The 23,042-nt window shown below is 57.5% G+C and carries 21 protein-coding genes; 8 read left to right on the top strand and 13 right to left on the bottom strand.

Features of this window, described 5'->3' with window-relative positions; translation table 11 throughout:
* Positions 1 to 126: 126 nt before the first annotated feature.
* The 4 genes from K5R89_RS25095 to K5R89_RS25110 form a co-directional block, all read right to left on the bottom strand.
* Positions 127 to 1,470 carry a carbohydrate porin gene (locus K5R89_RS25095; RefSeq protein WP_065812380.1) on the bottom strand — a complete coding sequence of 448 codons (1,344 nt, stop codon included), beginning with the start codon at positions 1,468 to 1,470 and terminating at the stop codon, positions 127 to 129.
* A gap of 121 nt (positions 1,471 to 1,591) precedes the next feature.
* Complete coding sequence (locus K5R89_RS25100; protein WP_032429209.1) at positions 1,592 to 3,025, bottom strand: glycoside hydrolase family 32 protein; 1,434 nt, start codon at positions 3,023 to 3,025, stop codon at positions 1,592 to 1,594.
* 19 nt (positions 3,026 to 3,044) lie between these two features.
* Complete coding sequence (locus K5R89_RS25105) at positions 3,045 to 4,286, bottom strand: MFS transporter (RefSeq protein ID WP_023290917.1); 1,242 nt, start codon at positions 4,284 to 4,286, stop codon at positions 3,045 to 3,047.
* Positions 4,287 to 4,298: 12 nt separating this feature from the next.
* Positions 4,299 to 4,433, bottom strand: coding sequence for a hypothetical protein (locus tag K5R89_RS25110; RefSeq protein WP_032429210.1), 135 nt, complete (start codon positions 4,431 to 4,433; stop codon positions 4,299 to 4,301).
* A gap of 94 nt (positions 4,434 to 4,527) precedes the next feature.
* On the opposite strand from K5R89_RS25110, the gene K5R89_RS25115 reads away from it, so the two are divergent.
* A complete protein-coding gene (locus K5R89_RS25115; RefSeq protein ID WP_032453988.1) occupies positions 4,528 to 5,523 on the top strand; it encodes a LacI family DNA-binding transcriptional regulator in 996 nt (331 codons plus the stop codon).
* Here K5R89_RS25115 and K5R89_RS25120 read toward each other — a convergent pair.
* Both K5R89_RS25120 and kduD read right to left on the bottom strand, forming a co-directional pair.
* Positions 5,520 to 6,941 carry a sugar porter family MFS transporter gene (locus tag K5R89_RS25120; RefSeq protein ID WP_004205402.1) on the bottom strand — a complete coding sequence of 474 codons (1,422 nt, stop codon included), beginning with the start codon at positions 6,939 to 6,941 and terminating at the stop codon, positions 5,520 to 5,522. The two genes, K5R89_RS25115 and K5R89_RS25120, sit on opposite strands and share 4 nt — an antisense overlap.
* A gap of 296 nt (positions 6,942 to 7,237) precedes the next feature.
* Positions 7,238 to 7,999, bottom strand: a complete 762-nt coding sequence (gene kduD / locus K5R89_RS25125; RefSeq protein WP_023290920.1) for a 2-dehydro-3-deoxy-D-gluconate 5-dehydrogenase KduD — start codon at positions 7,997 to 7,999, stop codon at positions 7,238 to 7,240.
* 483 nt (positions 8,000 to 8,482) lie between these two features.
* Here kduD and K5R89_RS25130 point away from each other — a divergent pair, with 483 nt between their 5' ends.
* On the top strand, positions 8,483 to 9,658 hold the full coding sequence (locus K5R89_RS25130) for an oligogalacturonate lyase family protein (RefSeq protein ID WP_102006157.1): 1,176 nt from the start codon (positions 8,483 to 8,485) through the stop codon (positions 9,656 to 9,658).
* Positions 9,659 to 9,790: 132 nt separating this feature from the next.
* On the opposite strand, the gene ompK26 is transcribed toward K5R89_RS25130, so the two are convergent.
* The 3 genes from ompK26 to K5R89_RS25145 form a co-directional block, all read right to left on the bottom strand.
* Positions 9,791 to 10,486 (bottom strand): KdgM family porin OmpK26, encoded by a 696-nt coding sequence (gene ompK26 / locus K5R89_RS25135; protein ID WP_004205398.1) that lies wholly within the window; start codon positions 10,484 to 10,486, stop codon positions 9,791 to 9,793.
* A 250-nt stretch (positions 10,487 to 10,736) separates the two neighbouring features.
* Positions 10,737 to 11,915: an acetyl-CoA C-acetyltransferase gene (locus K5R89_RS25140; protein ID WP_044524632.1), complete on the bottom strand. Its 1,179-nt coding sequence runs from the start codon at positions 11,913 to 11,915 to the stop codon at positions 10,737 to 10,739.
* Positions 11,916 to 12,033: 118 nt separating this feature from the next.
* Positions 12,034 to 12,903: a LysR family transcriptional regulator gene (locus K5R89_RS25145; protein ID WP_023290923.1), complete on the bottom strand. Its 870-nt coding sequence runs from the start codon at positions 12,901 to 12,903 to the stop codon at positions 12,034 to 12,036.
* A 102-nt stretch (positions 12,904 to 13,005) separates the two neighbouring features.
* Here K5R89_RS25145 and K5R89_RS25150 point away from each other — a divergent pair, with 102 nt between their 5' ends.
* The 6 genes from K5R89_RS25150 to mkrJ all read left to right on the top strand — a co-directional run bounded on the left by K5R89_RS25150 (position 13,006) and on the right by mkrJ (position 18,356).
* Positions 13,006 to 13,467: a multidrug/biocide efflux PACE transporter gene (locus tag K5R89_RS25150; RefSeq protein ID WP_017899256.1), complete on the top strand. Its 462-nt coding sequence runs from the start codon at positions 13,006 to 13,008 to the stop codon at positions 13,465 to 13,467.
* A gap of 123 nt (positions 13,468 to 13,590) precedes the next feature.
* A complete protein-coding gene (locus K5R89_RS25155; RefSeq protein ID WP_023290924.1) occupies positions 13,591 to 14,820 on the top strand; it encodes an amino acid permease in 1,230 nt (409 codons plus the stop codon).
* Between the two features lie 120 nt (positions 14,821 to 14,940).
* Positions 14,941 to 15,819 (top strand): aldo/keto reductase family oxidoreductase, encoded by an 879-nt coding sequence (locus K5R89_RS25160; protein WP_217220069.1) that lies wholly within the window; start codon positions 14,941 to 14,943, stop codon positions 15,817 to 15,819.
* Between the two features lie 382 nt (positions 15,820 to 16,201).
* Complete coding sequence (mrkH, locus tag K5R89_RS25165) at positions 16,202 to 16,906, top strand: transcriptional activator MrkH (RefSeq protein WP_023290926.1); 705 nt, start codon at positions 16,202 to 16,204, stop codon at positions 16,904 to 16,906.
* A 17-nt stretch (positions 16,907 to 16,923) separates the two neighbouring features.
* A complete protein-coding gene (locus K5R89_RS25170; protein WP_147733537.1) occupies positions 16,924 to 17,496 on the top strand; it encodes a LuxR C-terminal-related transcriptional regulator in 573 nt (190 codons plus the stop codon).
* Between the two features lie 143 nt (positions 17,497 to 17,639).
* Complete coding sequence (gene mkrJ / locus K5R89_RS25175; RefSeq protein ID WP_023290928.1) at positions 17,640 to 18,356, top strand: phosphodiesterase MrkJ; 717 nt, start codon at positions 17,640 to 17,642, stop codon at positions 18,354 to 18,356.
* A 33-nt stretch (positions 18,357 to 18,389) separates the two neighbouring features.
* Here the strand turns inward: mkrJ and mrkF are convergent, their stop codons facing one another.
* From mrkF to K5R89_RS25195, 4 genes are all read right to left on the bottom strand, one after another.
* Entirely contained in the window at positions 18,390 to 19,025 is a 636-nt protein-coding gene (gene mrkF / locus K5R89_RS25180; RefSeq protein ID WP_023290929.1) for a type 3 fimbria minor subunit MrkF, read from the bottom strand.
* Positions 19,026 to 19,038: 13 nt separating this feature from the next.
* Positions 19,039 to 20,034: a type 3 fimbria adhesin subunit MrkD gene (gene mrkD, locus K5R89_RS25185; RefSeq protein WP_023290930.1), complete on the bottom strand. Its 996-nt coding sequence runs from the start codon at positions 20,032 to 20,034 to the stop codon at positions 19,039 to 19,041.
* Complete coding sequence (gene mrkC / locus K5R89_RS25190) at positions 20,025 to 22,511, bottom strand: type 3 fimbria usher protein MrkC (protein ID WP_023290931.1); 2,487 nt, start codon at positions 22,509 to 22,511, stop codon at positions 20,025 to 20,027. The genes mrkD and mrkC overlap by 10 nt, the downstream gene beginning before the upstream one ends.
* Before the next feature lie 11 nt (positions 22,512 to 22,522).
* The coding region (locus tag K5R89_RS25195; RefSeq protein WP_254242836.1) for a molecular chaperone at positions 22,523 to 23,042 on the bottom strand (520 nt) is incomplete at its 5' end.

Below are 23,042 nucleotides of genomic sequence, written 5' to 3' on the forward strand. Positions count from 1 at the left end.
GAGGGAGGGAGGCCGGGGGTCCATCTACCGAGAGCCCTCCCTCGTGCGCCGCCGGCGCATGTCACCCCCCGCCTGGGAAAACCGCCCGGGGGCCCCCCCCGCGGGAGAGCCTGCCTGAGTATCCTGTCAGAAGAAATATTTAAAGCGCACCCGGGCGCCGTAGCGTTCATCGGGATTCCCACTCTTCGCTGCCGTGGAATCGAGCCACGAGGCGTAGGCGCCAAGGTAAATATTGAAGTTCGGCATCGCCATAATATTCGGCAACTGCCAGGAAGTATGCACGGTGTGGATGTCATAGCGCCCCGGCGCGAGGATTGCGCAGTCGTCATCGCACTCGCTGCTCACCCCGGCCATGTTGAACTGGTCGATTTTGTTATGCGCGTAGATATAGCCCAGCTCCACGCGATGCCACAGGGCGTTGATCCCGGCGCTGAAGTCGGTTTCGTCCGCCGCGTCCAGCAGGGCGGTACTCAGATTGATCACCGCCCCGTCCTGCGGATCGCTTTTCAGGGTGTTCCAGCTCATGGTCATCCCGTAGCCGGTACGGTTTGACTGGTCGACCCAGCGCCCGCCCTGGTTCTGATAGCCGTAGGCGTTGTTGACGAGGTTGCTCTCTATCGCCGCCGCCGCCGACCACGCGCCGGACTGCCACACCGCCACCGGCCGCACGTACACCACGTTTTTGCGGTTTTCCAGCGCATTACCGTGATAGTTCTGATCGACAAACAGCGAACTGCCATCCTCCACCAGGGTGTTAACCTCGAAATACCAGTTATCCACCGTTTTGCTGAACAGGAGGTTGCCGCCGCTGCTGCTGCGCCCGCGCCCCTCTTTCATCATGTAAATATAGCCATAGCCGTCGGAATAGAGGTCGTTGGCGGTATTTCCTGAATATTCAATAAAGGTATCCTGATTCAGGGGGAACATATCCCAGGCTTCAAAGCGGCCTATTTTTATTTTCCAGTCATCCTGCTGACCAAAGAAAAATACCGCATCATCGAGATTCATTTTGCCATCCATATCCGCCAGGGGCTGCACGCTGAATCCGGCATATTTCCCGTCGGCGCCATTACGTCGGCCATCGAAACCCAGCAGAATACGGCCATTAATATCCCAACGCTCTTTATCACCGGGCGCCCAGCTTTTATTCGCGCTGGTTTTGACCGACGTCAGGCTGCCGGTGCGGCTGGCGCCATCAAGATTAAATTCGACATCGCCATAAAATTTTAATTCGCCATTGTCGTTTAGCTGCAGGCGCGGCGTAGCCGGCGCCGCGCGGGCGACCGTCGTGGCCTGCTGCTGGCCTTTCAGCGTCTTAATCTCCGCCTCTGCGCTGGCGGCGCGCGCCTCCGTCGCCTTCAGCCGCTGCTCCATTTGCGCCAGCCGATCCTCCAGCGATAACGGCGCCTGCGCCATCGCCTGTGGCAGAGAGAGAGACGTGAGAAAACACCCGACCCAGATTTTATTCATCGGTAAACCCTTTTATTATGAAATGAACTAAATTTGTTATTAATGGGTAATGCACGACGATGCAGGCAATAATAACCCGCCCATCGTCAAAGACGGGTTATTAACGACAACAGCCTTATTATTATTCGAGCTGCCAGGCTCCGGCTTCAGTTAATGCCGCTGAGCCGCTCCAGGCAAATAACGCTAATTCACGGCGGGGAGCCTGCGGATAGATACGGCTGCTCAGGCAGGCTTCGCCGTCATTGACAAACACCTCCACCGAAGAGCTATCGAAAAATATCCGCAGATTGAGATCCGCCCCCGCGGTCAACGGCACGCTGCGCGTCCCGCACAGGCCATGCTGCGGATAATGCCGCTCCAGCACCAGACGCTGCTGCTGGGCATCCACGTAGAGGCGCAGGCCATCGCCAAAGCGCAGACCATACTGCTCGGCGCTGCTGCGGGCGCAGTTCCAGCGCAGGTTCACCTCCATCGCCTCGCAGTTGTCGACCATCGTGGTCTGCTGATTGTTCAGGGTGCTTACCGGCCACGGGAACCAGGCGCCGCGCAGACTCTCCACTTCTTTCGCCGGGCGCATCTGCAGGCGGTTATCCGCGCTCAGGCTCAGCTCGCGCGGCAGGGAGAGCATGCCCGCCCAGCCGTCCTGCTGCTCCGGCAACGGTGATTCCCACATATCCAGCCAGCCAATCACGATCCGCCGGCCATCGGGGGTGGCGAAGCTTTGCGGCGCATAGAAATCGTGGCCGTGATCCATCTCTCTGAACTCGCCGTGGCGGACGAATCGCTGCCCCGGCTGCCACTCGCCGATCAGATAGCCGCTCTGGAACAGGTTGCGGTTGCGGAACCCCTCGGCCTGCATCCCCTGCGGGGAAAACATCAGAACGCGTTTGCCGTTGAGGGTGAAGAAGTCCGGGCACTCCCACATATAGCCCATGGCGCTTTCCGCTTCATCCAGCACCCCCACATCCTGCCACTGGCGCAGATCGGCTGAGCGGTACAGCCGCACCTGGCCGGTATCGCCTTCGCGCGCGCCGACGATCATGTACCAGCTGTCTCCTTCCCGCCAGACCTTCGGGTCGCGGAAGTGGTGCATGCCCGGCGGGGTGTCGACCACCATCCCCTGGCGCTCGAAGTGGATCCCGTCCCGGCTGGTGGCCAGACACTGTACCTGATACAGATTGGCTTCGTCGCCCGGATCGCCGTGGAATTTATGCCCGGTGTAAATCAGCGCCAGGGTATCGCCATCGACCACCGCCGAGCCGGAGAAGCAGCCGTCTTTATCCTCCGGCCCCTCCGGCGCCAGGGCCACCGGCAGATGCTCCCAGTGCACCAGATCCTTACTCCGCGCGTGCCCCCAGTGCATCGGCCCCCACTGAGTGGAGTACGGGTGATGTTGATAAAAGGCATGGTACCAGCCGTCGAACCACACCAGACCGTTGGGGTCGTTGATCCACCCGGCGCGGGCCGCCAGGTGATAGTGCGGATACCAGCGCAGATTGAGCGCCTGGCGTTGTGTCTGGAGTACCTGTTCAGCCCTGGAGATTGTGTAAGTCATCATTTTCACTCTTTTTGATTCAGACAGCGGTAGGTTGCGACACCAGCGGATCGGCGGAGGATTTGCCGGAGCGCAACAAGAAGATGGAAATAAAGGTGGTGCAGAACACCAGCAGGCCCATGATCAGATAGGACTGAGCGAAGCCATATTTTTCATAGCTGTAGCCCGCCAGCGGCGACAAAACGCTGGCGATAATCGAGCTGGTGCAGGCGAAGCCCACCAGATAGAGAGTGGAGGAGAGGCGTTTATCGAAGTTGATGCTGTTGTACTTAAAGATAGCCACCAGCAGTATCGGCAGCTCCACCGCGTGCAGCAGTTTAGTGATGGAGATCAGCAGCGGCCCCTCCACCAGGCCGGAGGCCACCATGCGCATCGCCATCACCATGCCGGCGAAAATCAGACCATTTTTGGCGCCGATGCGGTTCACCAGCCACGGCGCGCAGAACATGCCGGCCGCCTCGAGGAACACCTGGAAGGAGTTGAGGTAGCCATACATCTCATTGCCTTCCTGCAGGGTCGCGAACTGCGATGAGAAATAGACCGGGAACTGCTGGTCATAGACGCCGTAGATGCAGGTGCCGATGACGAAGAAGACCAGCGCCCAGAAGCGCGGCAGCGTCAGCAGGCGCAGCGCATCTTCCAGGGTCACCTTGCCGCCCGAAACCGCCTCCTGCATCGCATGCGGCGCCGAGGAGACGCGCAGCCGCGCCAGCAGGATAAAAAACACCAGTCCGGAACAGCTGGCGACGAGGAAGTTAAGCTGCGGATTGATGTTAAACAGCAGACCGGCGAAGAAGGTGGCCACCGCCCAGCCCAGCGAGCCCCACATCCGCGCCCTGCCGAATTCAAACTGGCTCTGGCGCGCCACGCGCTCGGTATAGGATTCCAGCACGCCAATGCCGCCGTTAAAGGTCAAGCCGATGTAGATCCCGCCGAAGATGCTGCCCAGCAGGACGTTAATTTTCAGCAGATGGCCGAACAGCAGATACGCCGGACCGGAGAGGATCAGCAGCGCGGTGATATACCAGAGCAGATGTTTACGCAGCCCCAGCTTATCCTGGATAAAGCCATAGCAAACTTGCGCAAACAGCGCGGAAACCGACAGAACGGCGTAGATGATACCGGTATCGCCGGCCTTCAGCCCGACCTCCTGGTGCAGCCAGATGGAGAGCAAGGAGCCGGATGACGACCAGGTCACGAAAAAGAAAAACAGTAAGGCACTGAGCAACGGGTAGCTGTGTGAGTGATGCGCTTTCATCATGACATTCTCGTGTTAGAGGAATGCAATTATGGTAACGTTAACAAAAAACAAAGCGCAGGGGGATTCGCTGCGATACATGATGTTAATCACAAAAGTTAACGTTAACATAATGAAGATGCGATCGCGATCAAATATTAACCGCGGCAGCGTAGAGGACGAGGCTAGCATAAAATCGTTTCACGCTTTTACATCAGCGACTTAGTTGTATAGCCTGTACTCTGCAGCTATGGCGGAGGAAAAAATGGCGTCCCTGAAAGATGTAGCAAAACTGGCGAATGTATCTCTGATGACCGTCTCTCGGGCGCTGAACACCCCGGAGCGGCTCAAGCCGGAGACGCTGGCGCGCGTGCAGGCCGCCATCGCCGAAACCAACTATGTCCCCGACCTGTCGGCGAAAAAGATCCGCGGGGCGCGGGCCACCCCCAGCACCATCGGCGTGCTGGCGCTGGATACCGTCACCACCCCCTTTTCGGTGGAGATCACCCTCTCGATCGAAGAGACCGCCCGCGCCCACGGCTGGAACAGCTTTGTGGTCAACATGTTTTCCGACGATCGGCCGGAAGCGGTGGTCGACCTGCTCCTCTCCCACCGTCCGGACGGCATTATCTTTACCACCATGGGCCTGCGCCAGGTGCCGCTGCCGGACAAACTGCTGACCCTGCCCTGCGTGCTGGCCAACTGCGAAAGCCTCAGCCAGCCGGTGGCCAGCTATATCCCGGACGATGAGCAGGGTCAGTACGACGCGGTAAAAGCCCTGCTTGCCGCGGGCTATCGTCGTCCGCTGTGCCTGCACTTACCCGCCAGCCAGCTGGCGACAATCCGCCGCCGTCAGGGGCTGGAGCGCGCCTGCCGGGAGGCGGGCATCGAACCGGACAGCCTGACCCACTCGTATATGGCCCAGGGCGATGAGCATTACCACGATATTCCGGGGGTGGTGATGGCGCATATCCGCGAGGGTAAACCCGGCTTTGACTCGGTGATTTGCGGCAACGACCGCATCGCCTTTATGGTCTATCAGACGCTGCTGGGCCAGGGGCTACGCATTCCACAGGACGTGGCGGTGGTGGGATACGACAATATGGTGGGCATTGGCGATCTGTTTCTGCCGCCGCTCTCCACGGTGCAGCTGCCGCACTACGACATCGGGCGCCTGAGCGCCCTGCATATCATTCACGGCGACAACCATCGGGAGACGCGCAAGGTCGCCAGCCCGTGGCTGCCGCGCGCCTCACATTAACGGTTACCGATGTTGCGCAGCTTCTCGCCCGCCATCAGGTTGCGCTCAATGTGCTCGAGGGTGACATTTTTGGTCTCCGGGATCAGCCAGAAGGTGACGCCGATAAAGGCCACGTTGAGCACCGTGTAGAGCCAGAAGGTCCCGGCGGCGCCGATCGCGTCAAGCAGCGTCAGGAAGGTGGCGCCGATGATCATGTTCGACACCCAGTTGGTGGTGGTGGAGCAGGTGATGCCGAAGTCGCGGCATTTCAGCGGCTGGATCTCGGAGCAGAGGATCCACACCACCGGCGCCGCGCTCATCGCATAACCGGCAATACACATCATGGTCATGCCGACGGAAAGCCAGGAGAGGCCGCTGGAGGCGGTGCCATTGTCGAACTGCATCAGGCAGTAGCCGAGCACCAGGGTGCCCAGCGCCATCACGCTGAAACCGATTTTCAGCGCCGGCTTGCGGCCCGCTTTATCCACCGTGAACACCGCGATAAAGGTGGCAAACATAAAGGTCAGGCCCACCACCAGGGTGGCGATCATCTGCTGTTCGGTAGTGGTAAAGCCCGCCATTTTGAAAATACGCGGGGCGTAGTACATGATGATGTTCATGCCGGTGAACTGCTGCATCGCCTGCAGCAGCATGCCAAGGAACACCGCCCGGCGCACGTTACGATTGACCTTGAACAACGCCCAACCGCCCTGCTTCAGCTTCAGGCTTTCGCGGATCTCGTTAAGCTCATCGCGCGCCTTCTCCGAGGTATCGCGCAGCATCCGCAGCACCTCTTCCGCTTCGATATGGCGCCCTTTCTCCGCCAGCCAGCGAGGGCTGTTCGGCAGAAAGACGACCAGAACGATCAGGATCACCGCCGGCAGCGCCAGCACGCCCAGCATGGCGCGCCAGTTACCGCTGTAGCTAAAGGCGGTATCGGAAAGAAACGCCAGCACAATGCCGAGGGTCACCATCAGCTGATACATACTGATCATTTTTCCGCGCACGTTCTCGCTGGCCATTTCGGAGAGGTACAGCGGCGCGGTATAAGAGGCGATCCCAACGGCCACCCCCAACACCACGCGGGCCACCAGCAGCACTTCCACGCTGGCGGCAAAAGCGGAGCCGATAGAGCCGGCGACAAAAAGCACGGCCCCCGCCATCAGGCTGTATTTGCGGCCAAGGCGGAACGACAGCCAGCCGTTAAACAGCGCGCCTATCGCCGCCCCCAGCATCATGCTGCTGACCACCCACTCCTGAAGCTGGCTGGATAAGGTGAAGTGGTCGGTTATAAAGGGCAGCGCCCCGGATATCACGCCGATATCCAGGCCAAAGAGCAACCCCGCCACCGCCGCGGCGATAGAAACAAACCAGTTCATCCGCCGAGTGTCACGTTGCGCCCGCGGCGTTAATGCAGAGTCGTTACTGATTGAAGTCATTTTTATTCCTGCCACACAGAGAAAGACATAGGACGAAAGTACGTGACTGGCGGAGGAGTTTGTCAGGCTGGATAAGCCAAAGATATGGACTATTTTGCTGGCAAGAAGGGTTTTGTGATGGACATTAAACTTTCAAAGTAACAAAAAATTCGTTTCGCATAGTTAATAACCCTGTTCATACAGGGCGGTAACATTCATTCTGCACTCTGGAATATGGACGATCCTCATTTTACGGTATGGACAATAATTGCTCAGACGGCCGGGGCGATGAGTGTCGCGCCGGCCGTCGTCGACGGTTAGCGCGCCAGCCAGCCGCCGTCCACCGCTACCGTGTAGCCATTGATGTAATCGGAGGCTGGGGAAGCGAGGAAGACTACCGGCCCCATCAGGTCGGACGGCAGGCCCCAGCGCCCGGCGGGAATGCGGTCGAGGATTTCGCTACTGCGCTGCTCGTCAGCGCGCAGCTGCTGGGTGTTATTGGTCGCCATATACCCCGGGGCGATGGCATTGACATTGATATGGTGTTTAGCCCACTCGTTGGCCAGCAGGCGGGTGACGCCCATCACCGCGCTTTTGGACGCGGTATACGACGGCACACGGATCCCGCCCTGGAACGACAGCATCGAGGCGATGTTAATGATCTTCCCGCCGCTGCCCTGGGCGATAAAGTGCTTCGCCGCCGCCTGGGACATGAAAAATACGCTCTTGATGTTGAGGTTCATGACGTCGTCCCAGTCCTTTTCGCTGAACGCCAGCGCGTCCTCGCGGCGGATGAGGCCGGCATTGTTGACCAGAATATCAATATGGCCAAACTCCGCCACCGCCCGCTCCAGCAGCTGGGGGATACCGTCGATCTGGCGCAGGTCGGCGGTCAGGCTGAGAAAGCGGCGTCCCAGCGCCGTCACCCGCTCGATGGTTTCCACCGGCTCGACAATATTGATACCGACAATATCGCAGCCCGCTTCCGCCAGCCCGAGGGCCATCCCCTGACCTAAACCGGTATCGCATCCGCTCACGACGGCCACTTTTCCCTGCAGGGAGAATGCATCAAGAATCATAATGTGTTCCTTAGTCGTTCAGAGCCTGCAGTATGCAGGCAAGGTTCTCTCGGCCCGGCTCGCGCCGGCGGCGCGACTGAGCGTAGGGCGAACTCACGGGCATAGCCCATCATAAAAATAAAACAGAGTTCCGTTTTACTAATGGGTGCCATCTTAGCCCCGCTCCCTGTCATTTTCAATGATATTTAAAACGTCGTTTCATTTTTTATGACGTCGATTACAAAAAAAGAAAAAGCGAACGGATGCGGCAACCCGCGCCGGACAGGAAGCGGTTTTAAAAGGATGATGATTCAACCGGTTGTCTGGAGAGACGGTCGAAGTGGGGCCAGCAGGCCGTGGAAGATGCGGGAATTGCGCTGAACTGCGTGAGACATCACAAATAATGAAACGTTGTTTTGATAAATTAACACCCATCTTTTAAAACACATCACTCAGCGACACGCCTCTGGTCCAGCGGCATCGCAGGAAAGAAAGGAGCACTACATGGCTAAAGGCATGCGGGTCAAACTGAACTATCACGTCAGCCGCGATCCGGATACCGGGGCGGAAGTCACCCGCTTAACCCCCCCGGAGGTCACCTGTCATCGCAACTACTTCTATCAGAAGTGCTTTTTTAACGATGGCAGCCATTTACTGTTCGCCGGCGAGTTTGACGGCCACTGGAACTACTATCTGCTGAATATCGCCAGCGCCGAAGCCGTCCAGCTGACGGAAGGCGCCGGGGATAACACCTTCGGCGGCTTCCTCTCCCCGGACGATAAGTCGCTCTATTACGTGAAAAATGACCGTACCCTGCTGGAGGTGAACCTCACCACCCTCGCCGAGCGTGAAGTTTACCGCGTCAGCGAGGAGTGGGTCGGCTATGGCACCTGGGTGGCGAACAGCGATTGCAGCAAACTGGTAGGCATTGAGATTGCGAAAAGCGACTGGACGCCGCTCAACGACTGGCAGATTTTTCATGACTTCTTCCACAAAGGACCGCACTGCCGCCTGCTGCGCGTCGACCTGCGCAGCGGTGAGAGCCAGGTGATCCATGAGGAAAAAATCTGGCTGGGACATCCGATCTATCGTCCCTTCGACGACCATACCGTCGCCTTCTGCCATGAAGGGCCGCACGATCTGGTTGACGCCCGCATGTGGCTGGTCAATGAAGATGGCAGCAACGTGCGTAAAGTCAAAGCGCATGCCCCGGGCGAAAGCTGCACCCATGAATTCTGGGTACCGGACGGTTCAGCGCTGATCTACGTCTCCTATCTGAAAGGCCAGCAGGGGCGAACGATCTATCGCTTTGATCCGGAAAGCGGCGTCAACGAGGCCCTGATGACGATGCCCGCCTGCTCGCATCTGATGAGCAATTTCGACGGCACGCTGCTGGTGGGCGATGGATCGGGCACGCCGGTCGATGTCAAAGATACCGGCGGCTACTCCATTGATAACGATCCTTATCTCTACGTCTTTAACGTGGCGGAGAAGCGCTACTTCCGCATCGCGCGCCATGATACCTCGTGGGCGACAGTGGCCAACAGCCGGCAGGTGACTCACCCGCACCCCTCGTTTACGCCGGATGACAGCGCCATTCTGTTCAGCTCCGATAAAGACGGCAAGCCGGCCATCTATATCGCGAAATTACCTGACCATCCGCCGATGCTGAGCGCCTGAGCCCGGCGAACGTTTTTCTGTAACTGGCCTTGCCCTCCTTCGCGGAGGGCTTTTTTTGTTCCCTCGCTTTGGCGCATAAAAAACCCCGGCTGACGGCGCCGGGGAAGAGAGACGATGAGGGTCTGGCGGAAATCAGAACGAGTAGGCCACCCCGACGCGGAAACGGGTCTGGCGATCGCTGCGGTCATTCACGCCGACGTTGCCGATTTCACCATACGGCGACCAGTTGTTATCCAGCTTATAGGCTACCTTCACGTTATATTCCTGTGAGTAGGGTTTGTTGTCGTTGCGGTTCACCCCTTCCGAACTGCGGGCATAGACATAGTTCAGCTCGGTGCGCCAGTCGCCGAGGGCAAACCCGGCCCACGCGTCGCCGCGATTCACCTTGTCATCATCTTTACCGGCATCGTTCGGATAGCGGGTGTACTCATAGCGATAGCGAGCGGCGACATAGAAGCCATTGTCGAAACTGTACTGTACGTGCAGATGCGGCTTGTAAATGGAGCGGCTGTCGTTGCTCTCTATGGTAAACCCGGGGGTGAGGAAAAGGTTCGACGTCGCTTTCCAGCGCCAGCTGATAGTGTCTTCATGGCCGTTGCCCACCACGTCCGAATAGGGTTGCGAACCGTTGTCGCCGCCTGAACGCCATTTGGCCTCCACGGTAAAGCCTAGCCCGTTGGCGAAGCGGTGGGATACCGAGACGCGGTCGGCATTGCTTTTATCGCTCTTGCCGCCATCAATAAATTCATGACGTAAATCTATCGTGACCGCGGTTGCCGCAAAAGACATACCGCAGAGGGCGGCCAGAACCAGAGATCGTTTTAACATAGGGTACCCCTTATAATAAATAAAATGTCATTTCGTTTTTATGAAACGTTATTTTATTTTTTAAGCACCTCAGTTTTAGTGACCAGGATCGTAGTTATTTGTTTCAAAAAAGGTGGCACAACAAGACGTGACGGAGCTCAATAAATTGACGATGGGGAGAAGGGAAATACGGCAAAAAAGAGGGGGGTCGGCAAAGCGCGGCGCATAAAAAAGGCCTCCCGCAGGAGGCCATGGAAATCGACATTCAGCGCTACGCGCGCTCTACCGCCAGCGCCACACCCTGACCGCCGCCGATGCACAGCGTCGCCAGCCCTTTACGCGCATCGCGCTTGATCATTTCATGCACCAGCGACACCAGAATCCGGCAGCCGGAGGCGCCGATCGGGTGGCCGAGGGCGATCGCGCCGCCGTTGACGTTGACCCGTCGCTCATCCCACTCCAGTACCCGGCCAACGGAGATAGCCTGAGCGGCAAAGGCCTCATTGGCTTCGATCAGATCGACGTCGTCCAGCCGCCAGCCGGCCCGTTCCAGACAACGGCGGGTGGCGTGCACCGGGGCGATGCCCATCAGCGCCGGATCGACGCCGACGCTGGCGAAGGCGCGGATCCGCGCGAGGATCGGCAGCCCCAGCTCCTCGGCTTTCGCCTCACTCATCATCATCACCGCCGCCGCGCCGTCATTGATGCTGGATGCGTTGCCGGCGGTCACCGATCCGAGACGATCGAAGGCAGGCTGCAGGCTGGCCAGCCCTTCCGCGCTGGCATCCACCCGCGGTTGTTCATCGGTATCTACGGTGCGCGCCGCGCCGTTATGCTCGGTAACGACCGGGACAATCTCATCGCGAAAGCGTCCGGAATCAATCGCCTTGCGCGCCTTATGCTGCGAGCTGAGCGCCCAGGCGTCCTGCAGTTCGCGGCTGATGCCGTATTCCCGGGCGAGGTTTTCCGCCGTGACGCCCATATGGTAATCGTTGAAGGCGTCCCACAGGCCGTCATGGACCAGACTGTCAATCAGCTGGCTGTTGCCCAGCTGGGCGCCGGTGCGGCTGTCGGTGAGGACATGCGGAGCGCGGCTCATGTTCTCCTGGCCGCCGGCGATCACCACGTCCGCCTCCCCGCACTGGATGGCCTGGGTGGCGAGGTGCAGGGCTTTCAGACCTGAACCGCAGACGTCGTTAATGGTGATAGCCGATACAGTGTTGGGCAACCCGCCGCGAATAGCGGACTGACGGGCCGGGTTTTGCCCGGTTCCCGCGGTCAGCACCTGGCCGAGGATCACCTCATCCACGCTCTGCGGATCGATTCCCGTCTTCTCCACCAGCGCCTTCACCACCACGCTACCCAGCTCAACGGCTGAATGGCGCGATAGCGCGCCCTGAAAGCAGCCAATCGGCGTTCGCAGCGCCCCGACGATCACGACATCCTTCATCCTCTACCCCTGCCCGTGCTTTTGCGCAAAGAAACAGCGATATACTAGATAATTGTTATCAAAAAACTTTGTAATTGTTTAAAAAAAGTGAGGCCAATCACAAAGAATTAGCCATTTGTTAACGTTCACGCCGCTGCAGATGCTGACGCAGCCAGCTGCCCGCCGCCCCGGGCGGCGCTTTCTTATTCCACAGCAGATCCACCGAAATCGCCCGCGGCCAGCCGGGGATATCGAGCGCCACCAGCCCGCCCTGCGGCGCAAACTCCGCCACCAGGGCGCAGGGCAGAATGCACCAGCCGAAGCCCTGCACCGCCATGCTGAGCAGCAGCAGGTAGTTTGGCGCCGACCAGACCTGCCCGGCGGCAGGCTCCGTGGCGCTGGCCAGAAAGGTGCTCAAACGCAGCTCGCGCCAGCTGCGCAGCTCATCCCAGACAACCTTGCCCTGCGCCGCCAGCGGATGGTCATGCGCCACGTAAATGCCCATCGCCGTCTGCAGCGGCAGGCGGGTGCTGCCGATATCGGTCGGGTAGCGCTCTCTCGCCTCAATCAATCCCACCTGGGCGCGGGATTTTTGCAGGAGATCGATCACGTCCTCATCTTCCCCAATCAAACACTCAAACTCGGTATGAGGGAAGCGGCGGTCAAACTGCACCAGCAGATCTTCCAGCACGTCCGGGTGCAGGGTGTCCGAGAGCACAAAGGTCAATCGCGGCTCCGTCTCGCCGGACAGCGACACCGCCAGCTCATCCAGCCGCTCGCTGGCGGCGAGGATCGCTTTGACATAGCTCAGCACCTGCTCCCCCTGCGGCGTCAGCGTCGGCTGCCGCGTTGCCCGATCGAAGAGGGTCACCCCGAGGTCAGCCTCCAGGTTGGCGATAGCGGTACTGATCGTCGACTGGCTTTTCCGCAGGCGACGGGCGGCGGCGGAGAACGACCCGCTGTCAACGGCCTCGACAAAGGCGGTTAACGCTTCCGGTGAATAACGCATGATGTATCTACTTTATCGATGGTTTCTATCTTTTGTTTATCATATTTTTCCATAAACTGCCGGGTAATTTCCTGTTCAGGCTAAAACTGGAGGTAGCTCGCCATGCAACAGACCCCACATCAGCGCAAGACGCTCACCGAACGCGTTATCCACGCCATCACCTTCGAAGGACTGGCGACGCTGATCCTCGCCCCCACCGCCGCCTGGCTGATGCAGCGTTCGGTGGTGGAGATGGGCGGGCTGAGCATTCTGCTCGCCACCCTGGCGATGGTATGGAACATCATTTATAACGCGGCTTTCGATCGCCTGTGGCCGGTCTCCCGCGTCCCCCGTCGGCTGAAAGTGCGGGCGCTGCACGCGATCGGCTTCGAGACCGGCTTTGTTATCATCGGCGTCACCATGGTGGCTATCGTGCTGGGGGTATCGCTACTGCAGGCGTTTATGCTGGAGATCGGCTTCATGCTCTTCTTCCTGCCCTACACCATGGCGTTTAACTGGGTCTGGGACACCCTGCGCGAGCGCGTGATCCGTCACCGCCGCCCGCGCCAGGCGGCACGCGGCTAGCCCCGCGGCGGATCCTTCGCGATCCGCCGCGGCTTTATCACCAAAAACTATCGCAACAGATGAACCATAAATATGGTAAATTGCACTCCTTTTTTTTGGTTTGACGGTTGATAAAGTCGCATAATGTCTAAAATTTGGTCTAAAGAAGAAACTCTATGGAGTTTTGCCTTATATGGCACTGCAGTAGGCGCTGGGACGCTATTTCTACCGATCCAGCTGGGTTCGGCTGGCGCCATCGTCCTTTTCATCACCGCGCTGGTCGCCTGGCCGCTCACCTACTGGCCTCACAAAGCGCTGAGCCAGTTTATTCTCTCGGCCAATATCGCGCCGGGAACCGGGATCACCGGCGCAGTCAATCACTACTATGGTAAGAAAATTGGCAACCTGATCACCGGCCTCTATTTCCTCGCCTTCTTTGTGGTCGTGCTGATCTACGCCGTGGCCATCACCAACTCGCTGGCCGAGCAGGTGGCGCATCACACGCCGATGACGCCTGCGCTACGCGCGCTGCTGAGTCTTGGCGTGGTGCTGGTCCTTAACCTGATCTTTCTCATGGGCCGGCAGATCACCATCAAGGTGATGGGTTTTCTGGTCTTCCCGCTCATCGCCTGCTTTCTGTTTCTCTCCCTCTATTTAATTCGCGACTGGCATCCGGAACATCTCACCAGCCAGATGCAGTTCAGCTCGCAGACGCTCCACCAGGTCTGGATCTCCATACCCGTGATGGTTTTCGCTTTTAGCCATACGCCGATCATCTCGACTTTTGCTATCGACCAGCAGGAGAAACACGGCGACCTGGCCATGGGTAAATGCAAAAAAATCATGAAGGTGGCCTACACCATCATCTGCGCCAGCGTGCTGTTTTTCGTCTTCAGCTGCCTGCTGGCTATCCCGGCGACCTATATTGAGACCGCCCGCGATCAGGGGGTGACTATCCTCTCCGCCCTGTCGATGGTGCCGGGCGCACCGGGCTGGCTGGCGGTGACCGGCATTATCGTCGCCGTGGTCGCCATGTCGAAATCCTTTCTCGGCACCTACTTCGGGGTCATTGAAGGCGCCAGCGAAATCGTCAAAAGCTCGCTGGGCCTGATGGGCGTGCGCAAGAGCCGCGCCTTCAACCGCGCGATGTCGATCATGCTGGTCTCCGCCTTCACCTTTGCGGTGTGCTTTATCAACCCGAATGCGATCTCGATGATCTACGCCATCAGCGGACCGCTTATCGCCATGATCCTGTTTATCATGCCCACGCTGTCAACCTGGCTTATTCCGGCGCTGAAGCCGTATCGCTCGGTGGGGAACGCCATCACTCTGGTGGTCGGCCTGCTCTGCGTTTCCGTGATGTTCTTCGGCTAATCCGCCTCCGGCGACAGCGGCTTGCCTGAGCCGCTGTCGCACATTCTGACAACATTCTCGCCCTTCCCTTCCTTGTGAGCGCATTACACTTACGGCTTAGCCACCGTGAGGAGAGTTCCTATGTCCAGTGTCACCTTATCCGGTCGCGGCATGCTCGGCGATCGCCAGGTCTATCGGTTGGGTTACGGCGCCATGCAGCTGGCCGGCCCCGGCGTCTTCGGCCCGCCGAAAGATCCTGAAGAAGCGGTGCGCGTGCTGCAGGCCGCCGTCGAAGCTGGGGTAAACCATATCGATACTTCGGATTTCTATGGCCCCCATGTGACCAATCAGCTGATCCGCAAAGCGCTTCACCCCTACCCCGACGATCTGTGCATTGTCACCAAGGTCAGCGCCCGCCGTGACGAAAAAGGCAACTGGCTGCCAGCCATGTCGCCTGCTGAACTGACCCAGGCCGTCGAGGACAATTTGCGTCACCTGGGGCTCGACGTGCTGGAGGTGGTGAACCTGCGCAGTATGCTGAGCCCCCACGGCCCGGTGGAGGGGTCGCTGGAGGCGCCGCTCGCCACCCTGCTGGAGCTGAAGGAGCGGGGGTTGATCCGCCATATTGGCCTTAGCAACGTGACGGCAAAGCAGGTGGCGGATGCGCAGAAAATGACGCCTATCGTCTGCGTGCAAAACCTCTATAACATTGCCCATCGCGCCGACGACGCGCTGGTGGATGCGCTGGCCGCCCAGCACATCGCCTGGGTCCCCTTCTTCCCGCTGGGCGGTTTTACCCCGCTGCAGGCGCAGGAGCTGAACGAGGTCGCGGCCTCGCTTGAGGCGACGCCGATGCAGGTCGCCCTCGCCTGGCTACTCCAGCGCGCGCCCAATATTCTGCTGATCCCCGGCACCTCATCCCGCACGCACCTGGCGGAAAATATTGCCGCCGCCGGACTGGTTCTGCCAGCGGATGCGCTACGCATCCTGGATAATATCGCCAATCGCACGCATCCCTGACCCCTCAGGCCAAATGGAGGGAACGACTTCCCTCCTCAATATTTGCCTGGAAAAACCTCAATACTGCTGGCACTATAGATCCTACAAATGGGGCATGATCGACGATCGTTTTCTCATTATCCCCGTTAATTAAACTTAAGTTTTTTTCCTTCGACCGGTCTCCAGCTTGGAGGCCGTTGTCGTTTTTGTCATGACCAAAATTTGAAACTCTTGATTACAGGAAACACAATATCGAATTCCAAGTTTATACATATCAATCTGGCTGCAAAGATAGTCAATAACATCAAACGCTCATAAAAACATCTGATTAACCCAATCAGAATGTTGCTATTGCTATAAGAAAAATCAAACGCCTCACGACAACTATTTACAAGGGAAGCCTATGACAGAGGGAACGATAAAGACCAGTAAGTATGAAATTATTGCTATTTTCAGAGAGGAGTTGCGCAAACGTACTGAAATTGAAATATTTTTTAACAACACCAGTATCATAACCCAACTGACGCGCGTGGACTTTGCCGAGTTCCATATTCAGACCCATCGCAAAATCCCACCGGGTCATAAAATTCGTTTTCTACTGCATAGCGATTCAGGGAAAATAGAGTTTAATGCAGCCCTGACAAAACATGACAATAGCGGTGTCGATAAAGGTATCCGCTACGCCTTTTCCTTGCCTGAATGCCTGCAGGTCGTGCAGCGTCGCCGCGATCCCCGCTTTCGTTTACGCCACGAGCATGACTTTTATTGCCGCGGGCGCCATAAAAATGGCGAAAACTATCTTTTCGACATCAAAGACATTTCGGACGGCGGTTGCGCGCTGATGACCAAAACGCCAAACCTGAAATTTCTCAGTCATAACGCATTGCTGAAAAATGCCGTACTGATGCTGGCGGAATATGGCGAGATCACCATCGACCTGGTGGTAAAAAATGTCATTATTATCACCCTCGACAATCCCAATGAAGAGAGCGAAAGCTACTATCAGATATCCTGCCAGTTTAAGTTCCGTCATCTCGACGACCAGCGCAGAATAGAGAAGATTCTGCTGGACCTGATCTTAGAAGCCAAGCGCAAAAAGAGAATCTGATACCCTTGGAAAGTATATTGCTGTACACCAATGATAATCTCATTGGTCACTCAATCTATCACTACCTTATTGATAGTCATGAAAATGCCACCCGTTTTGGCTATGACGATGTTATCCAGAGAAAACATCTGCCTGTGGCCCAAACGGTTATTTTCAATTTAATTAATAAGGATATTTCTGCCATCAGAATCCTTGATCTGCTGAATGCGCTCCGCCTTTCCCTGCAGCGCTGCCAGCAGCCGGTGCTGATGGTAAAAAGCGACATTGCCGAGCTATGCCGAGAGTTGATAACTGTCGATAATGCCATGATTATTAGCGAAAACTCACCGCTATCTATGTTTACTTCCATTATCCAGCGCGCGAAGGGCGCCAGCGAACCGCCGCCGCGACGATTGCGCAAACAGCTGTCGCCGCGGGAGTGCCAGATCCTCGAACTGCTGATTGCCAACAATAATAATAAGCGTATTGCCGCTCTGCTCGGCATTGCCCATAAAACGGTCCACAGCCATCGTATCCATATCATGCAAAAGCTGGGCATTGATAATTCCCGCACGATGAACCAGCGTATTGCCGCCCTTCATCAATGTTAAATTTTATAGCGGTAAATCAATAGCGGATAAAGCGTACTTATTCGCTGTTGATTTACATTTCCTGCCATTCCCATTAACCATCAGGTAGCCTATAATTAGACTATCCTCTGCTTATTGTCTGACTAACCTCGTGAAGAGGGATAATGAACACTAAAATATTCGAAGACAACATTTTATCTCGTAATGATATCGCTGTACGCTACGTCTTTCAGAAAATGTTTTCCCCACAAGGTACCTTAGTCGCAGTTGAATGCTTAAGCCGCTTCGATAATCTTCCCGTTTCGCCAGAATATTTTTTCCGCCATGCCACCGCGGCGGTTCGTGAACGTATTTTTCTCGAGCAACTGGCGTTGATTGAACAGCATAAAGCATGGTTTTTACGTAACCATATTTCCGCCACCATTAACGTCGATGACCATATCCTGAATCTGCTACGCCAGAAGGAAATAAAAGAGAAAATTGCCGCCCTGACCTGCGTCCATTTTGAAGTGACCGAAAACGCCGAGAAGCTTCTGAATAATTCCCTCGCCGCCTGGCAAAGCCCGCAGGATACCTCGCTGTGGCTCGACGACTTCGGCTCTGGCTACGCGGGGATAAACGCCATCAGCGGTTATCATTTTGACTATGTCAAAATTGATAAAGATTTTTTCTGGCACCTGATGCGCAAAGAGTCCGGCCGTCAACTGATGGATGCGCTGGTCACCTTTTTATCCCGCAATCATCACAACGTGATTATTGAAGGCGTGGAAAGCGAAGCCCATAAAAAATGGCTGCAGGGTATGGAATGGTTTGCTATTCAGGGGCATTACTGGCAGGAAGTCAGCATTGAACAGCTGGTTGCCGACGATATTGTCATATAAAAAAGCCGGGCTTGCCCGGCTTTTTCGTCTCGCTTAATTATAAACTAATTCCCACGTTGCCCAGCTGGTAATTGGCCCGCTGGTGGCGCTTTTCGGCGTCGGTGAAACGTAGCCCACATAATAGGTGAACAGACCGCCGCTGACCGCGCTTTCCTGCAAATGCACCTGATTTTGCTGCGGGTCCGCAGGGACAATTTTATTACTCTTATCCAGCGTATTATTATCATTGGTCGACAGCGCCAGATAAATATTCTGCGCTCCGTCTGGCAAGGTATTGGCCAGATAGCCCGCGTTCTCATTGCCGACCGCCGTCAGTAAAAAACCGTCGACCCAGCGAACGCTGACCCGCCGCACCTCGTCCTGCGAGGCGGCGCCGCCGTCATGACGCAGCTGGCAGTTTGACAGCGCCAGGGTAAAAGGCTGCGGCTTCATAAACGCGCCGGCCCCGCGATCGTGCACTTCCGCCAGGCTGACCGGCGCCAGCCAGACGTTGCCGCTGCCGGCATGCTGGCCGCCATTGAGCGCGACGCTGCAGGAAATATCCGTCACCCGCCCGGCAAAATCGACCCGTCCGCGATCATAATTGGTCTCGAAACCCCACGCCGAGGGGGCAGCGAGGCTGCCGCAGAGCAGCAACCACGCGATAGTATGTTTCGGCAATCCCTTCATTCCCCCTCCCGTATTAATCGTACGTCAGGTTAAAGATCATATGCGACTCCACCTCGCCGGTGCTGGTCGTCGGGCCATACTGATAAAAGCGCGCGTGCAGCGGGATGGTGATGTAGCGGGTCTCCTGATTATTCAAGCGGCCAACGGTATATTTCTTATTAAACTGCAGCGGGGATCCATCCTTCAGCACCTGGATGCCGACGCCTTTCGCCATCCCGCTGCCGGCCTTTTCATTCAGCAAGGCGCCCATGGTGGCGGTGGTGCTGGTCGCCAGGGTGCCGGAAAAAGAGGTGCTGATGTTGGCGTATCCCGTTTCACTCAGGCCGCCGCTGCACTGCAGATCGATATTAAAATCCTTCCCGCCCGCGGTGGTGCCCACCCCTTTCAGGTCAGTGCGTCTGATGGCGCCCACATCAACATTCATATTTTTCCCGCTCAGTACCGAACAGGAGGGCGAGACCACGGTGATCGCATTGGCGCTCAGATAGGTTTCGAGGATCGGGTTGCCGCCGCTCTCCCAGTCATAGGAGGTGTATTTTCCCGCCGCGAGGGTGCCGCTGCCGGTGGTTGCCGCGGTTTTGATAATCTCCAGCGTAAAACGTGACCCTTCAAGGGAATAGTTGGTGGTGTTATACACCCGGGACGAATAGACGTCGGGATAGACGATATTCACCGTCGCGCCGCCGCGGCTGAAACGCATACCAATCCCCGGCACGTTGGTGGAATAAATTTTATTCCCAAGATCGGTGGCCCCTGGCGAGACGATCTTCGCCGCGAAGCGGTTGGTGCCGGAGGTACAGCGATAGCTCGCCCCGCCCGGGGCGCTCATCGTCCAGTCGCGGGTGAGGATCACCGAGCCCACCGGCAGATCCGGGGGCACCACCACCCTGCCCACCACCATGTCCAGCATCACCGTTGGCGAAGAGAGACGCGTACAGACGGCCCAGGACGAGGTGGTGCCCAGCGCCATTAAGACGATAAAAAGCGTCAGTAATTTCCTCAGCGACATACGCTATCCTTTGTTGTTTGCTGTCCCAGATCCACCGAACACTGCCCGCCGCTCCACTTCACAATCGCGCGTTTGGCGTTCGCATCGCTGATGAACATCATGCTGCCCTGACCGACGACGCCGATCTCCTTGCCGTCGGGGGAGAAAATACTCGCCGCGAACGGCAGCGGCTCATGGTTCGCCTGGCGCGCCTGCAGGGTGAGGTTGTTCTGCACCGTGGTGCCGAACGCCACCTTAACCACGCTGCCTTCCCACGGCACAACCTGCGCCACGGTGCGATCGAAGGCCACGTCGTCATGGCTGCCTTTCGGGTCGATCTCGACGGCGTTGATCCGGTACGGGCGCAGATACGGCAGGATGGCGTAACCGTTGCTGTCCACACGGGTGCCCGGCGATCCCGGGAGCATGGCGCCGGCCGCGTCTTTGGCTTCAATCAGCGCCATCGTCGAGCCGCTTTCCGGCGAGAGCACCACGCCGCCGCTGTGGGCGATCATCGTCCCGCTGGCGCCAATGCCGCTCTGACGATACCCTTCGCCCTGGCTGTAGCTGCCGTTGAGGGTGGTCCATGGCGTACGGTAGCTGCCGTTGAGCGCCACATCGTGCTGACCGCCGGTGGCGGTGGTGGTCGACACGCCGTAGTTAAGGTTGTTTTCACTGTCCAGCGAGCCGTTGATACCAATCTGCGAGCTGGCAAAGCGCGAGTTGTTGAACGAGGTGTTCGACGTCAGGTTGGCGGTGCGGTTATCGCCAAACCACAGCGGGTAGCTGAAGTTGAGTGAAATGCGATCGTCGCGGCGATGGCCGGAGCTGTCCGGGGTATAGACGCGCTGGGCGCTCGCCGACCAGGAGAGACGACCAAACGAATTGTTGTAGCTGACCTGATACTGCTTCTCGGTCCCGGAGCGGTTCCAGTAATCGGAAATACGACCGCTGAGATAAAACCCGCCCCAGCCGTCCGGCAGGTTCTGGTTCACCGTGAAGGTCATGCCGTTTTTTTGCCGCCACAGCGTATAGTTGCTGCGGCTGTTTTTTTCCTGATCGACGGCGTACAGCGCATCGTTGAGGTTGTAATAACCTTTCGTCGAGTAGCGATACGCCGCCAGCACGATGCTGGTCTGGGTATCGGTGAACATGCGGTTAAAGGTGGCGCGATAGCTCTGCCCCGAGTCATCATGGGTATCGCTCTTCAGCCGCGAATGGGTGACGTCAAAAGAGAGCGCGCCGATCCCGGTGTTCATCCCGGTGCCCACCAGGAAGGCCTGATAGTCGTCAAAGCCGGTGACCCCGGTGTAGCCGGTCAGCAGGTTATTGATCCCGTGCTGCCAGGTCGCCTGATAGAGCATCGGCTTGTTGCGTAGCCCGCTGTCGTCCACTTTACCGGCGGAGAGCGCGTAGCGGGTCATGCCCGGACGCAGCAGCTGAGCAACGGAGGCGTAAGGCACGCTGAACACTTCCACCGAGCCATCCGCCTCTTTTACCGAGACTTCAAGATCGCTGCCATAGCCGGATGGATAGACATCCTGCAGGGTAAACGGCCCCGGCGGAACCGTGGTCTGATAGATAATGTTGCTGCCCTGACGCACGGTGACGAGGGCGTTGCTCTGCGCCACGCCGCGAATTTCCGGGGCATAGGAGCGCATGCCGTCCGGGAACATATTGTCATCAGTGGCGAGGTTGACCCCACGCAGACCGATGGTGTCGAAAAATTCGCCATTGGTAAAGATCTGCCCACCGCTGACGATGGAGTTGATCTGCGGGATCGGCCGCTGGAGATAGGTCTGGTTGCTATTCCAGTGCGCTTTACCCTGCTGCTGCTGCCAGTTCAGGTTACCGATATGCTTCAGCAGCCAGCCGTCCCACGACAGACCGGCGTTGACGCCAAGGTAGGCGCTGCTGTTATCCGACCCGCCGACCGAAGAGGTGTGGCTGTTCCAGGCGTTGGCCATCCAGCCAAGATTAAGCGCGGTAATGCCTTTGTCCCAGAACTCCGGGCTGACATAGTTTTTCAGGCGTTGATCTTCATAGATCTGCGGCACTGAAATGTTCAACCGCAGGGAGGACTGGACCAGGTTGTCTTTGACGTTGTCTTCGTTGCGCCAGGATTTGAGGCTACCGCAATAGCCTTCCTGTTCGCTCAGCTGCGGATTGAGCTTTTCCGCCGCGATGCCGTACTGGGTCAGCATCGCTTTGGTGTAGCAGACCCCAAGGTTACCGTCTTTGTCGCGCGCGATGCGCAGATCGTAGCGCCCTTTCCATTCGTCGTTGGTGTAGACGTCAAGGGAGTAAGTGCCTTCGGTAATCGCGCTGGTCGAGAAGCGTGACAGGTCGACCTTTTCGCGACTGCCGACAATAAAGCCGTCGTTAAATTGATATACCGTTCCCGGGTTTTCCTGTCCGCTGGAAAATGGCGGAAAGCAGCACAGCGCGATGGCGATCGCGGTGCTTAATCTTCCCGGGCAGAATGACCTCTGCTTCATTAGCTTTTCCCTTATTTAACGGCCACTTTCACTGCGACATCGGCGCCATAGTCATTAATGTTGTTAACGGTCAGGGTTTCGCCGCGGTTGACGGCGGTGGAGAGCGCCACCGTCTGGCTGGACTGCGGCGCCAGCATCACGGTTTTGCTGTTCAGGGCTTTACCGCCGTCGCGGGAAATACGGCTGACGGTAATGTAGAACGGCGTCGGGTTGTTGATGGCGAGACTGCTGCCGCTGGCGGTCAGGGTCAGCTTCTCGGCCGCCGCATCGCGGTTGCCCAGCCCGGCAGGGCGGTAAATAAATTTAAAGCGGGAACGGATCGCCAGCTGCAGCACGTTCTGGCCTTCATTTTTCTGATCAGCCACCACCGGCGGAATTTCCAGCAGATTCAGCCACCACAGCGTCTCTTTATCTTTCGCCAGACCGGCGCTGCTGCCGAGCTTAATACGCAGCGTGGCTTTGTTGAATAAATCAGATTTCGGGTAAGTCTCCCCCGTAGCGGGTTGTGTTTTCAGGCAATACGCACGCTTT

This window comes from Klebsiella sp. TF21-TM (assembly GCF_019753495.1).
In the GTDB taxonomy this organism is placed as follows: domain Bacteria; phylum Pseudomonadota; class Gammaproteobacteria; order Enterobacterales; family Enterobacteriaceae; genus Klebsiella; species Klebsiella quasipneumoniae.